Origin of the sequence: Paenibacillus sp. A3M_27_13 (assembly GCF_024213315.1) — a bacterium.
In the GTDB taxonomy this organism is placed as follows: Bacteria; Bacillota; Bacilli; order Paenibacillales; family Paenibacillaceae; genus Paenibacillus; species Paenibacillus polymyxa_B.
In genome coordinates, this window is the sequence record NZ_JANAVE010000016.1 from 33,442 (window position 1) to 48,293 (window position 14,852).

The 14,852-nt window shown below is 44.9% G+C and carries 8 protein-coding genes, 1 rRNA gene, 1 pseudogene and 1 CRISPR repeat array; of the genes and pseudogenes, 1 reads left to right on the forward strand and 9 read right to left on the reverse strand.

What is annotated here, in order from left to right; all coding sequences use genetic code 11:
* Window positions 1-4: 4 nt before the first annotated feature.
* From NLX82_RS27180 to NLX82_RS27210, 7 genes are all read right to left on the reverse strand, one after another.
* Entirely contained in the window at window positions 5-820 is an 816-nt protein-coding gene (locus tag NLX82_RS27180) for a methyltransferase domain-containing protein (protein ID WP_254349294.1), read from the reverse strand.
* Window positions 821-822: 2 nt separating this feature from the next.
* Window positions 823-1,620, reverse strand: coding sequence for an alpha/beta hydrolase (locus NLX82_RS27185; RefSeq protein WP_254349295.1), 798 nt, complete (start codon window positions 1,618-1,620; stop codon window positions 823-825).
* Between the two features lie 3 nt (window positions 1,621-1,623).
* Window positions 1,624-4,980, reverse strand: coding sequence for an ACP S-malonyltransferase (fabD, locus tag NLX82_RS27190; protein ID WP_254349296.1), 3,357 nt, complete (start codon window positions 4,978-4,980; stop codon window positions 1,624-1,626).
* Window positions 4,981-5,004: 24 nt separating this feature from the next.
* Window positions 5,005-5,682 carry an MBL fold metallo-hydrolase gene (locus NLX82_RS27195; protein ID WP_254349297.1) on the reverse strand — a complete coding sequence of 226 codons (678 nt, stop codon included), beginning with the start codon at window positions 5,680-5,682 and terminating at the stop codon, window positions 5,005-5,007.
* Between the two features lie 139 nt (window positions 5,683-5,821).
* A complete protein-coding gene (locus NLX82_RS27200; protein WP_254349298.1) occupies window positions 5,822-7,462 on the reverse strand; it encodes an MFS transporter in 1,641 nt (546 codons plus the stop codon).
* 328 nt (window positions 7,463-7,790) lie between these two features.
* Window positions 7,791-8,387, reverse strand: coding sequence for an antiterminator LoaP (gene loaP, locus NLX82_RS27205; protein WP_254349299.1), 597 nt, complete (start codon window positions 8,385-8,387; stop codon window positions 7,791-7,793).
* 1,120 nt (window positions 8,388-9,507) lie between these two features.
* Window positions 9,508-9,872: direct repeats of the CRISPR family, unit length 32 nt; unit sequence GTCGCACTCCATGTGAGTGCGTGGATTGAAAT.
* 1,549 nt (window positions 9,873-11,421) lie between these two features.
* Complete coding sequence (locus NLX82_RS27210; RefSeq protein WP_254349300.1) at window positions 11,422-12,405, reverse strand: helix-turn-helix domain-containing protein; 984 nt, start codon at window positions 12,403-12,405, stop codon at window positions 11,422-11,424.
* A gap of 347 nt (window positions 12,406-12,752) precedes the next feature.
* On the opposite strand from NLX82_RS27210, the gene NLX82_RS27215 reads away from it, so the two are divergent.
* The gene (locus NLX82_RS27215; protein ID WP_254349301.1) at window positions 12,753-13,835 is read left to right on the forward strand and encodes a tyrosine-type recombinase/integrase; all 1,083 of its coding nucleotides are present in this window, start codon (window positions 12,753-12,755) and stop codon (window positions 13,833-13,835) included.
* A 176-nt stretch (window positions 13,836-14,011) separates the two neighbouring features.
* Here the strand turns inward: NLX82_RS27215 and NLX82_RS27855 are convergent.
* Window positions 14,012-14,122 (reverse strand): annotated as a pseudogene (locus tag NLX82_RS27855) (group II intron maturase-specific domain-containing protein); the annotation flags it as partial.
* Between the two features lie 586 nt (window positions 14,123-14,708).
* A 5S ribosomal RNA gene (rrf, locus tag NLX82_RS27220) occupies window positions 14,709-14,825 on the reverse strand.
* Between the last annotated feature and the right edge of the window lie 27 nt (window positions 14,826-14,852).

Sequence of the window (14,852 nt, forward strand, 5' to 3'; positions counted from 1 at the left end):
TTCTCTATTTCCTGCCGGCGGCCAAATACAGTTGGCGCAAAATGGAGTGCTGCTCGTGCCGAATCATATTCCTCCAGGCATAGGCGATTTGGGCAAGAGTTTTGCTGGGCAAGAATCCGTCCTTCACCAGCTTTGTCGGAATACCGATCCCTTCGGATTTCAGGAACATCTCATCCCCAAGCAGATCGCTGTGAGCGCAGATGACCTCGAAGTCGATTTCTGCAAAACCGCCTTGCCGCAGGACAGACGGAAGTTGCCGCCCCAACCGTGGGCTGCCCCCCTCTGCAATCCGCGATTCGCAATAAGCTTCATATAACAACCTTAGTTCAGGGATGGACGGGTAAGTCATGATGTGCATCTCAAAGTCATTATCCACGAAAACCGCCGTCCCGCCTGGCTTCAATATCCGCTTTACTTCGCGGACGGCGCTCACCGGATCGTGCAAATGCTCCAGCACGAGCCGGGTGACTGCAAAATCAAAGGTATCATCTGGCAATCCGGTTGCCATAATTGAACCATCCAAAATTTCGCATCGATCGCCGAATGAAGAGAGCGTATGCTCCCGGGCATAATCGGCAAGCAGCGGATCAATTTCCACCGCGACTACCCTTGTATGGGGAAATTGCCGCAGAATATTTTCCGTAACATAGCCGGGTCCGGCTCCCAGTTCAACTACCGAGTGACCGTCTCGCAAGCCAAATTCCACGTAATGCTTTACTTCCTTTTCCCAAAATAACGCAACCTGCCCTTGCAGTCGCTGTATCTCATGTTGGACGCTGCTAGCAACGGTCGATATCTGATAAGATCCTTCTGCGCTCATGCTCATGCTCCCCTTCCGCAGCGTTTCAATGGCTCCAAAAATTCCAGCATACGCTCTGCGACGCTGTTCCATTGCGGACACAGCATCATATCGTGGCACAGATGCCGGAACATCAGTGCTTTCGTGCCGTAGGATCTCGCCACATTTTTGGTGGTTCGTACCGAAAAAAACCAGTCCTTTCGGCCCCCCAGCACAAGCAGCGGAATATCCATTCCGAACGCCTCTGGCACAATCGGTTTGGCCAACTCGTTGCGCGCCTTTTTCGATTCCGGTTGTATTTTCCCAATCCATGCCGCGAGCCGCCCGGGTTCCGTCCGTTTAGAAAAGAAAATTTGCGGCGGGACAGCCACGTCCGCACCTTCGTTAAACAATGTCATGTCCTTGACCGCCTTGGAATGAAACAGCGCCACCCGCTTAAGATCTTTCAGCATCCCGCTAGGTGGAACCGTTGCCATTAATACGGCTGCAATGGCAGCGGCAGGCTGTTCATACAGCACCTTCTGCACCACAGCGCCGCCCATCGAATGTCCGATCAGAACCGGCTTCTCTTTGAACCTTTGCAGGGCCCCCAACACATCTTCCTTGTAGTCATCCAGCTTAAAACTGTGCAGTCGCTCCCTGCCCTCGCTCCCGGCATGTCCGCGCAAACTGATGGCATAGGACGGATATCCTTTGGCACAAAAATAAGGCAAGAAATGCTCTTCCCAGCACCAAGCCCCATGATGAGCGCCATGGATAAACAACAGCGGCGGCCGTCCATAATCCGTCTCCGGCACATATTCCAGCCATTCTAATTGCATTGCCTAAACCTCCATTTGCCTGCTTGAATTGGTAAATCGCAAAAACTGTCGGTTTAACATCTCGGCTGTCTGCTCCATAAGCAGTTTACCCAATGCATCCACATGACGGTTCCGCCAATTTTCAAGTTTGGTTCCTTTTACCCACTGATTGAACGCACCCATCGCCGGACCGCAGTGAATCTGATAATCAACTACTTGATCGGGATTGCCGCCCAGTGCCGCCTTGGTAGAGTTGGCAAAATACCATTTGAACACCAGCGCCATTTGCTGCTTCGGGTTGACCTCAGCCTTTGCGGCTTCCCCGGGCAGCCATTGCGTTCGGATTTCCTCAAGCACTTCCCCAAACGTCCGATTAAAGTAGACATCCTGAATCATCCGTTTATTTTTCTCGTCGATCTCATCTAACGAGGCATGCTTGCGATACAGCTCGTACAGCTTGTTGGCCCGTGCCGGAAAAAAAAGGCCTTTGCGAAGCACCTGCACTTTGACGCCCAGTTCGAACATATCTCCGGCAGGGGCATATTCGGTGTCCTGAACATTGGCTTGCTGAAGCAGATCCTTTACGGCATCGCTTGTACCGGCCTCTGTCGTGCATTGATTGATTGAACCGGTAACAACATAATCCGCTCCCATCAATAATGCAGCTGCGGCTGCCTCAGGTGTGCCAATGCCCCCGGCTGCCCCGACCCGGACCCGTTTGCCATAACCGTAACGCTGTAGCAGTTCATCGCGGAGCCGCAGAATCGTTGGCAACAGTGTATACGCCACGCCCTGGTCGGTGTGGCCCCCCGAATCGGCCTCCACCGTAATGTCATCTGCCATCGGTATGGACCGGAGGGCATCGGCCTCTGCCGGAGTAATGCGGTTCTCATGAAGCAACCGGAGAACGATCCGTTCGGGAGCCGGACTGAGAAAAGCCTCTGCCACCTCTGGCCGGGACACCTTGGCCATAATCCTGTTGCCAGCAGTAACGGAACCATCCTCATCCTGCACAAGCCCTTTGGCACGGTAGCGAACAAGCGGCGCATTGACCGCCATGTAAGCAGAGGCTTCAATGACCTTTACACCGCAGCGCAAATACAGATCTATAAGCTGTTCTTCCTTCTGGGGGTGCATCGGCTGATGCAGCATGTTCAGTCCATAGGCCTCCCCTTTATCCAACTCCCGCTGCATTGCCCGGATATCTGATTCAATTTGCTCTAGATCAAGGCCTCCGGCTCCGTAAAAACTGAGCAGGCCTGCTTTTGCCGCCTGGACGACCAACGTTCTCGAAGCAACTCCGCGATACATGGATCCGGTAACATAAGCATATTTCAGTCCATAATCCCGTTTGAACTCTTCGTCTCCCAGCGACTGCGCCGTAATTTGCGTTCCGGCGTCAGTTCTGTGCCTTCTAGCTTCGGGAGCAGCTTCCCTGCGGATCTCGGGCGCAGAAGCTAATTTGCTTTGAACGGAGGCCGCCATTTCGCCGGTCGACAGGATTGCACTGTTTTTCATCACAGTCGTAGTCTCTTCCACGGACACAATTGGGTTTGCGTCCCGGCTAATGTTCGCGGCGAGCTTGGACAATACATTTCCGGGCCCAATCTCTTCAAATCTCATATCTCCCCTTCCCATCAAATAACGGATACTGTCCGTCCAGTTAACATAACGGGTGATTTGCATCGTTAAATTCCGTTTGATGTCCTTCTGGAGGTATGGCCTTGCATGCACATTGGAGATGACGGGAATGTTTAGCTCCGAAAACGTAAATAAATCAAGGTAGGCGGCAAATTCGCGTTCCGCTTCCGCCATATGCTTGGAATGAAACGCGCCGCTGACATTAAGCGGTATGTACAAGTGGGCACCGGCCGCTTCGAACACAGGCTGTGCAGCCTCAATATCCGCTTTCATTCCAGCAATCACAATTTGCTTGGGCGAATTATAGTTGGCGATGCTGAGATTAGGAAAATGCCGGTTCAGAACATCTTGAACCTGCTCTGCTGTAAAGCCGATTATGGCGGCCATACCGCCGCCGGTCGCCTTGCTCATCAGCTCCCCTCTTTTGTTCACAAGCTTTAGTCCGGTCTCGAAGTCAAAGGCGCCTGCTGCAAACAGCGCACTGTACTCGCCGAGACTGTGCCCGGCCACATAATCGGGCACTATGCCTGCTTCCTTCCGCTTCTTCATGTACGAAAGCGCATTAACGACATATAACGCCGGCTGGGTATACTGGGTATGTCCCAACTGCTGCCGCTCATCCTGCAAACACAATGCTTTAATGGAATATCCTAGTATCGCATCAGCTCGCTCCGTCCATTCCCGAAATTCATTGAACAGCTCACCGCCCATTCCTTTGTGCTGGGAGCCCTGTCCCGGAAACATATAGGTTATCATGTTTTGATCCACCTCTATCTTGGAAATCAAATTTTTTCCGCCGTACGTGCGTTTCACCCGTTCAAACTCATTCCAGTCGTTGCCGTATGGCGTCAAGATGTTGCAGCTCTCTGGCAATGATTCCTTGCCGAGATTGCGCTTTACCAAATTGGCCAGCGTTCCCGCCGGCCCAAGATCCAAGTAAGCAAGCGCCTGCTCCGCTTCCAAAGTCCGGATCGCCTCCGGAAGCAGCATGGGCTCGCGGACCGCATCCCAAAGCCGGGTTGGCGGCCACACCCGTACCCTGCTTCCGGAAGTGCAGGAGATGAGTGGAATACGGGGAACCCTATAGGTATGCTTCAGTATCAGTCTGCAAAATAATGGTGCAGCTGAATCAATCCCCGAAGAGTGAAAGGCATGCGAAACCGGGAGACGCTCGCTGGCAATCTTCTTCTGCGACAGCATCCCGGCAATATGATCAAGCGCAACATTGGTTCCCGACACCACAAAGTGCCCGGCAAAGTTTACCGCAGCCAGTGTGCTGTTCCGGTGCAGCATGGGCTCCTGTCTGTACAGACTGGCGTTATCCAGTATAGCCATCATGCCTCCTGGCTCACAGCGCACCTCCAGCATCTCCGCCTGGGCGATGACAAGATTCAGTGCCTCATCAGGCGTAAGCACACCGGCCGCTGCAGCCGCCGCAAACTCTCCCAGGCTTGCTCCCAGCACATAATCCGGAACAACGCCTTCTTCGAGCAACGTCATGAACAGCGCATATTCCACCATAAATATGGCCGGATGCGTATACAAGGTCCGATTCTGCTTCTCTCCTTTACGGCCAGCATAAATCGCTTCAATTACTGAGCTTCCCAGTCTGGAGCAGGCCACTTGATCCAGTCTTACCATCCAGGAGCGGAAGACTTGATGGCGGGCCAGCAGTTCCTTTCCCATATGTGCATATTGAGAACCCTGGCCGGAAAACATAAACACTATTTTTCGCTTCATCGCATCCCCCTTGAATCAGTTCTTTTATGAAAACCGGAGTATATGCTGCTGATTTTTGCGCATCCGGAAATTTATAAAGACTTCTTTATCGTCGATCAGTAAATAAATATTGCTCTGCAAAAGATAACCCAGCGTATATCCAGGCGCTTTCCCGTAGGAATGCCCAGGATACACGCACACATGCGGAGGCACTATATGCTTGATCCGTTGAATACTGTTAAACATTTCATCCGCTGATCCTCCAGGTGTATTGCATATGCCGCAGCCTTCGGTAAACAGAGTGTCCCCTGAAAATAAGTGGTCTGCCAGCAAAAAGCATGCTCCGCCTGCCGTATGCCCCGGAGTGACCAAGCAAGTAATCAATGTACAGCCAAGCCGGATTTCATCCATATCCTGAAATGGAACCAAGTTCTCTGTATCGAAGCTGTAATAATCGATCTCCGCCGCTGACATATATACTTTGGCATCGAAGTATTCCAGCAATGGCCGGACCAAATTGACATGATCGTCATGGGAATGTGTTAGCAGAATAGACGTCAGGTTTACGTTCGAGCGCCTTATCTGTCCCAGGATCAAATTTAAGTCCCAGGCCGGGTCTATAATTACCGCTTCATTACTGTATTTGTCCGTAATAATATAATTGTAATTGCGGAACCGCTCGGCCACGACCTGCAATAAATGCACATCATATGACTGTTCCAAACTGGATCACCTACTTCATGTGTATCACAAAGTCCGACTATTTCCAGACATGTCAGCAGCAATAAGAAAAAGCTTATAAAACGGCGCCTTCCGCCGTCTATAAGCTTGATCTGCTACTTGCTTCCGCATGCGCTGATATTCAGTTTCCGCTGGCTTTAGCTTCGGAAACGCTGGCCCGTGGTTTTGGTCTGCGGAAGATGAGTCCGATAAGCATCGACAACAGCACGAAGGGAAGGGCAATGGTATACAGCACGGAGAAGCTGGATCCCACTGTTTTTTTTGCGTAACTAGCAATGTCGCTTACATACGCCGTAATACTATTCTGTGTATCGGACTGAGCAAATGCCTTTACCGTCGGTTCCGCTGCGGATTGCTCCAATGCATCTTCTAGGTTCTCCTTCGACAATTTGCCGCCAAGCAGGATCGTTTGCTCCATTGTCTTGGAGATCTGCTCTTTTCCCTCAGGTGAAATATTAAGTTGGGCTGTATGTGCAGAGGCATATTGGACGACATCCAGCTTCTTGCTTTCAATAGTATGGTTCAATGCCGATACAAAAATGGCAACAGACAGCAGAATGCCGATTTGCCGGATCATCGAGAAGACACTTTGCGAAGACGTGAGCATCTCGCCGACAAAGGACGAGGCACTGGCCATCGTCGCTCCGGCAATCAGGAAACTGAAGCCAAGCCCAACCAATACGCATATGACAATCACTTGACCGGAGGAGCTTTGGATATTCAAATTCCGCATCATATAGTAAGGGATGCTCAATAACAGAAAGCCGAATGAAATCGGTAGGGCATATCCGATCTTCTTAATAAGAAGGCCAGCGGCGTTGGAGAACACAAAAACCGTTGCCGAGATCGGCGTCACAAGCAGGGCTGCCTGAAACTCCGACTTGCCCTGATACAATGTCAGAAATTGCGGCATCAACACCATAATGGCGATAATAAAAAGGAACCCGACCAAAACGGTTATGATTGATCCGACAAATACCCGGTCTTTAAACAGCTTCAGTTGAATCATCGGCGATTTGTTCTTCCGTTCAAAGTGCAGGAACAGAACAAAAGCCAAGGCAAAGACCCCATAGCAGACGATGGCCCTCAGGCTCGCCCAGCCCCAGCCAAATCCTTTAATTAGCACCAGGTTTAATGAAAAAATCGCGATACCGCATAACAGAACGCCTATCCAGTCAATAGCCGCTTTCACCCTTGTCTCATGCTTCAGATCTAAGATGTAGAAAGAAGCTATCAATCCCACTAGACAAATGGGGACATTCACGTAAAATACCCAGTGCCAGCTCAAATTCTGCGTAATGATGCCCCCTATCGTCGGTCCGAGCGCTGTCGCCAGCCCTTGGGTAGCCCCGAGCAAGGTCAACGGCACAGCTCGTTTTTCCAACGGGACGGCACTGACGCCAATAACCATACTGCAAGGAATGAGGCAGGCCGCACCGATCCCCTGCACGAAACGGAAAACAATCAGATCTATTCCGCTGTCGGACAATCCGCACAAGGCGGAACCCAGACTAAATATCACAAGGCCGGCCATAAAAAACTTATGTTTACCGAAAAGGTCAGCAAACCGGGCCATCGGGATGGCGAGCACAGCGATTGCCATGGTATAGACGTTCAACATCCAGGAGCTCGTTTCAAGAGTGGTATGCAAGTCCTCTTGAATGGCGGGCAGCGTGATGTTCATAATTGTCGAATCCAGCATGCAAATAAAAATCCCTAAACACATGAGAACAACAACAGGCATTCCGTTTTGTTTTTTCATACATCCCTCTTCTTTCTTGGCCTCAGAGAATTTTTTCTTTCCAAAAAAAATGCTGAAACAGTGATCCTGTTTCAGCATGGTCGTCAGTGTTTAATTGTCCAGGCGAATCGGTCACCGTAAAAATCTGCCGGCAGACACAGCTCCGCCAGGTCGTCTATATACAACATACACACTACACCGGTGTTGATATGGCCTCAAAGCTACCCCAACGCACCGCAGCAGCGATTGGCTTGACTTTGATTATTGTGGATTGCACAGGCAGAATGTGCTGTACGAACATAGAAGGTAATTTATTTCACAAATCTATAGCAAACGAAACGCCATAGCTTTAAGAAATTGGATTAGTGTCGGGCCTTGACAGCATTTCAATTCCGATATCCAACGGTTTGTCGAGTCCCATGAACTGCAGAACAATGCGCGCCCTTTTCTTGCGTTTATCAATCTTCTTAATCAGGCCTTCCCAGCCTTTCAGTGGACCAGCGCATACGGTTACTTTGGCATTCTCCACATATAAGGTTGAGAATTCGATCACATCTTCATTGCCGATAAGCTGCAAAATCTGCTTCATTTCATTATCGTCAACTTTGGAGAATAAAAAAAACTCCGCAGGATCGCCGTTATCTCTGGTTCCATTGCAGATCCTTCCCTGATTCCTCGTATAATGATTGTGATATCGCTTCAAAAGCCGGTAGTACCTTGGAATTCCCTTTAGATCATAGTAAGTCTTCACGCTCATCTTTGTATTCACAAAAACATACCCAGGAAACATCGTTCTGCATACTTCCAAGGTCTTTCCTTGCTTACGCTCTTGAAGCCTCCGTTTCGGGACAACCGCTGAAATAACGGATTCGTCAAAACGCTTATGGATGAATCTTTGAACCAAGTTTTCCTTGCCCGTTTCGACTGACAACACATACCAATCCATACCTGTAGGAATCCTCCTTCAACGATGTCACAAACGCCATAAGAAGTGAATACTCCGGCACCGAAATTCGGTCCCACTTTTATTTCTATTAAAATATTTTTTACATTTACACTACTTGCTACATTTTATCACTAGTATTATTGCTATTCAACCAATAAATTACAACAAAATACGACATAAAAGCCCTAAATTCGTCTTTATTTACTATAATATTACATTAAGTGTGTATCAAGCGGTGTTCGTTCTCGTGTTGATGACGACAGATTGTAAAACCCATGGTTTGTTTCAGGTTATTTTTCATATCTGAATCAGTTACTGTAACCGTCTTGATTTTATTTTTCCATTCCACTTTTAGATAGATTTGGTATAAGAGAAACTGCACGTGAAGAAACTAATGTCACACTGTTTTATTTTAGGTTCTTGTAAATTAATAGATATTTCTGGTGCGAATGCCAAACTAGCATGATTTTCCCGAGTTATTCACACCTCAGATTTTGTCGAAACCCGTTGAATGTATACAAAACGTGAGTTTAATCAGAGAATTTAGTAAATTCTAGTTATCATACTTACTGTTGTGCGCTACAATGGAGATTAGAAGGCCATTGGATATGTAGTTTTTGCTGTCGCACTCTATATGAGTGTGAGGATTGAAATAAAATTGGAATGTGGCACCAAATAATCATCACAAGTCGCACTCTATGTAAGTGCATGGATTAAAATAATTGCTGTCATCAGGCCGTCGCTCCCTTTTTTGTTTTGTCGCAGCGTGAGCACATAGATTGGCGCATAGCTCATTGAGAGGAACACGGGAAATTCCTGGAGACCGAACTGTAGCCGTCTTGGTTTTATTGTCCCTTTCCATTTTTAGATTTGGCATCTGTACGTGTAGGAGCTAATGTCACACTGTTTTAGGATCTTGTAAAACTAATAGATATTTCTGGTGCGAATGTGAAGCTCACATAAAAACCTTGGGTCTTTCGCACCTCGAAATTTGTCGAAAAGTAACTAGATCAGTTACCTTCAGTAAAAGTCAATGGTTGATCCAAGCCTTTTTGGCATCAGTTTTTGCGATAATGTGAGGAATTGATATCATTAGGGTATGAATTACTGTATTTTCGCTGTCGCACTCCATGTGAGTGCGTGGATTGAAATTACACGCAAGCCACCTTTATCACCCAGCGCAGCGTCGCACTCCATGTGAGTGCGTGGATTGAAATCATCTCGGCACGAGTACATTTCTTTAACTCGTTGTCGCACTCCATGTGAGTGCGTGGATTGAAATATTTTCATCGTTAGCATCCTTAATTATCTTGTTTGTCGCACTCCATGTGAGTGCGTGGATTGAAATGGTTCAATCGGCGTGATGATCATATACCTATCTATACGTCGCACTCCATGTGAGTGCGTGGATTGAAATCATACATGTAGAAAGATATAGAAGTTCCAAGTTTAGTCGCACTCCATGTGAGTACGTGGGTTGAAATATTTTTTGCTCTAAATATGTTACTTCCACATCTGCCATGCGCACTACATGTGGTGCGTGGATTGAAATAGTAAATGCTTTTTTGTCAGCTAATCCAACGATAGGTCGCACTCTATATGAGTGCGTGGATTGAAATTCCATAGGTGTCAGCTCAAGTCGGCTTCGAATAGTCGCACTCCATGTGGGTGCGTGGATTGAAATAACTAGCTTAGAAATTTCTTTGTAGGACATTGCTTGCGTCGCACTCCATGTGGGTGCGTAGATTGAAATCTCCCCCCATGATCAAGCATGTATCGTTTGTAAATCAGGTCGCACTTCATTTGAGTGCGTGGTTAGAAATTAGATGCTGTAACCTACAAACACCTATCCAACGATATGGAATCAGCACTGGAAGAACTTCGAGGAGTACAGGTCGACTATCTTGTCCTTACATTGATTAATAAAAAATTGATTCATAGTAAAGGATTTTACAAAAAGAAAATGGGTCTGTCGTGAACTATATTAATGTATTTCGGGTTTGACCCCATTTCTTGAAGTTCGAAGTATGAACCCGAGGAGTTGATACCAAAAAGATAACAGCTTGCGCTTCTACAACTTAGGAGATGACTACAAAATGAAAGTAGAGCATATAGGTAGGGGCTAAAGAAACTTACGACTTGGAAAGCGTACTCGGTTTGAAGGTGCGAATGTGAAGCTCACATAAAAACCTCGGGTCCTTCGCACCTCGAATTTTGTCGAAAATCAACTAGATCAGTTACTTTCAATAAAAGTCAATGGTTGACCTGAGCCTTTTTGGCATCAGTTTTTGCGATTATGTGAGGAATTGATATCATTAGGGTATGAATTACTGCATTTTCGCTGTCGCACTCCATGTGGGTGCGTGGATTGAAATACCTACCTAAATGACCTATGTTCGAACTCTGAAAGCAGGTCGCACTCCATGTGGGTGCGTGGATTGAAATCTATTACACCTCCGGCCATACATTCACCTCACAAATCTCACTATATGTAAGTGCGTGGATTAAAATAATTGCTGTCATTAGGCAGTATGAGCACATGGATTGACGCACAGCTTACAGGAAGGATTACGGGAAATCCCTTATCCAATAAGGATGGAATTCCTGGAGACGATACTGGAAAGCTTCCCAAAATTTCAAAAAGCCTTCGTGACTTATGAAGTTAAGACTCAGTAAAAAAAGACCTGCTAACTTTTAGCAGGTCTTAAGATATATTGGAGTCATCACTTTTTTTGTTACCAATTTGGTCAATAAACCTTAAAATATTGCCAATGCTATTCCTCCTGCGCCCAACCAGTAGTCAGATGAAACCCATCGGTGCTTATTAGAAATTGTTAGTTAGCAATTGGTAACGTCATCTATAAAGCTAACAAATTCTATAATGCCAAATATGATTGCATTAATACCTATCCAAACCAATAATAACATTTAGTTACTAAGGATCGAGCATGGTAAAGAGATGTCGATCTATATTTTCGTATAAGAGAGCTTTAAAAAATACAATACTTTATCCCTTCATATAACTAAAATTAGATTAGTTCAATCCAAATTTATTATTAAAAAATTCCACTAAGTAATCATGTAGTTTCATCCCTTTACTTTCAGCTTCCGACAACAATTCCTTCTTAGTTTGATGAGGAAGATACATGAGAATGGACGAATAACCTGGATCAATAACAGTACCATTATGGACTAGAACAATTTCACCGGAATGAACGAATGTCTTCAATCTATTAACTAAGTCCGGTTCTGTAGTCTCTGTTATACCAACTAATGTCGTCTTTTTAATCTCAACCTCTATCATCTCACCAGTTTTAACATGCATGTTATAAGGTCCTGCAGCCTTAAATAATTCATCTATAACCTGGTAAATTACCGAATCTAAGCTTCTAGGTATAGGGAAGACAAATTTAGCAAATCCATATGCCGTGACCTGTTTCTTTTCTTCTATTAAATATGTTGGCCTCCACCCTAATCCTAGTGCTTCTTCAAGTGTCAACTCACTCGAGCTTGTCTTCAACGTAATTTTTGTTCGTGCGGATCCTTTTTCACCTATGCTCATTACCCTAGCCAATTCACCGTTATTGAAGTACGGCTGAAAGAGAAATACACCTGTCTTTTTGTCATATATCGTTTCCCAAAGACTCTTTGGCTTTTCTTTAACATCCTTGTTGTACTGTTCCAAATCCTCTTTTTTAATAAAGAACGTTTTTTTTCCACGATATGTATCCTCGTAGCTTTTTAGTTTCCCTTCCCTGATTAACCCGTGAACAAAACTTTTAGAACGGTTCAATAACTTTGCAGTATCGGCAACCGTCAGATCTTTTTTAATTACTTGTTCTTTAACAAGTTCCACACTATCTGCACTGAACCGGTACCCTCCATCTCCCCTGTATGTCAGCCTATTCACTGGGTCGATCCTTTTCGACACTTCTGGGTGGTTTATTAATTTATAGATGGTAGCTGGCGTAACCCCCAGCATATTTGCAACTTCCTGAACGTTCAGATACTTGCTCAATGTCATATCCCTCCTGCTACTTTCTATTTATCGTGTTACTTATTTAGAATTTAATACAACAATTATATAATCTTTATTGATAATAAACTTGAATTAAACACTCAAGCATAATTATAATTGAATCCACTATCTCTAGATACATAAAAATCAAAAATTGAATCCAACACAAAAGAATTGCATATTATTTTAGGTTCACTACTCAATTTGTTCTTTTTATCATTGGCTGATAATATAAAAGAGTTAATACAAAAATCCAGATATTTAGAATCACCAAAAACAGAAATTGGTGTCACTATTATCTAGAGTTGATTGATTAATGAATAATATCTAAAATTGAGGTGATATGTATGTATTCAGTAGGTACTGTTATTAAATTTGATTTGGATACATCCATTCTCATAAAAGAAAATATAAAAGAAATAAAAAATAATATGCTAGATAATACATATTATGATACATTGACCAAAAGGGCATCTCTCTATGAGGACAAACAGGGTAACTATGACTATTCATTGTTTTCTAATGTAGGAGTGACATATCTTTATGTACATCAAAAAGGTAAAAAACGTGGTATACAGACAAAAAAAGAATATATATCTATAATAATAGATTTTTTGATTATCCTTCCTTCTGTTTGTAAAAAGAATGATATTAGAGAACTGGGCCGTTATGATATGGAAAATTATCAATTGTATCTTGAAGAACAGTACCCTAAAAAAACCACCCGCTCTAAAAAGGTAACTATTCTAAAAAGTTTTTTGGATTGGTGCTTTGAAGAAGGATATCTGAAGAAGAAAATTTCTCGGGGGCTTATACCGGTTAAAATTGATAAAGAGGAAATCCCTCATCGGGTTATCAATCCGGATACGGTTGAAGCAGCTGTTCGATATTACAATGAGCAGCCAAAGATAAAATCACTCATTTTGCTTTTAGCTACCAGCGGAATGCGGCTTAATGAAATAGTCACCCCTAAAATGAAGCATTTATCTTACGATCCTAGGTTAAAAAAATATTATCTAGAAACCAAAACGAAGAATAATAAAAAAAGGATGATACACATAAAGCCCTATGTTCTAGACGCTTTAAAGGAATATAGAAAAAGGATTGGTCTACCAACTGAGATCAATCCTTATGATGAAAGTCCTTTCTACCCTAATAAGTACGGAAAACACTATAACCGTACCTACCTCTCTTCGATGCTATCTATTCATATGGAAGCAGCTGGCCTAGTGACCATCGATCTACAACGGGTTACTCCACACTATATGCGTCATTTTTTTGCTCAAAGTGCTTGGCATGCCGGTGCTTCACTTGATGATATTGCCGAAACACTTGGCCATAGCAGCACGAAAACACCGAAGGAAAATTATCTTCGGACTCAGCTAAAAAAAGAAAGAGATGTTAGTCATCTCGTGGATGTCAATGTTTAAGGGCTCTTGTCCAATAACATGTAAATACGAACTTTCATAACACATTTGATAAGTGAAAAAAGAAAGAGACGGTAATCATCTTATCAATATAAATTCTAATCGAGTAGAAGGGGGCGGCTAACCCCGTCCTCTCATACCACCCATTCGGCAGTTCCAAAAGGTTAACAAAGTTCCAATTAACGAAAAAGCAAACTTTTCAGCCCTTTCGCTTCCCAATAAAAGGTCGGAAGGGCGTTATTCATGTTTCGGGACATTTTCCAACCCCCTCTACAAGAGTCGGCCATCATGATTAGATTGCCAATGTAAATCAATAAAAAATTCTTTACCCTTTTGGGTTACAGAATAGCCTCATGTGATATAATGAATACATAAAGAACGTATATTAAAAAAGCCACGATGGTGACACATCGTGACTTTAACAAAGGCCGGTGGGCGACCACGGCGATTTTCAAATCATGTGAATGAAAAACCACCGGATCAAGGGCCCAACCTATTGCCGGTGGTTTTTCTTGTCTTTACGTGGCTTATGCACAACAAAGTCTTCAGGCCAGCAAAAATCCGACTACTTTCAGCAGCGCATCCAGAATCTTCACGATCAAGTCAAGTGACACAGCGTCACCCCCTTCCGGGTTGGCTTCGCCATGTCATTCCCACCGGTTACTTTGTCTCCTCAATTATACCATTTTCTCCCTAGTATCTACTATCAATTTCACTAATGTCCCTCAAATAATCGGGAAGGACAATAAACACAAACAACATATTCATTTCAACCTCTAAACGACCGTCCTTGAGACTGACTTTAAGGCGATTTCCAGCATAAAACCTTATGAAACACAAAAAGAGCACAGTCTTTAGGCTGTGCTCTTTTGTCGTGCTTGGCAACGTCCTACTCTCCCAGGACCCTGCGGTCCAAGTACCATCGGCGCTGGAGGGCTTAACAGTCGTGTTCGGGATGGGTACGTGTGGAACCCCTCCGCTATCGCCACCAAACATGAATTTACATCGTAAATTCTACCG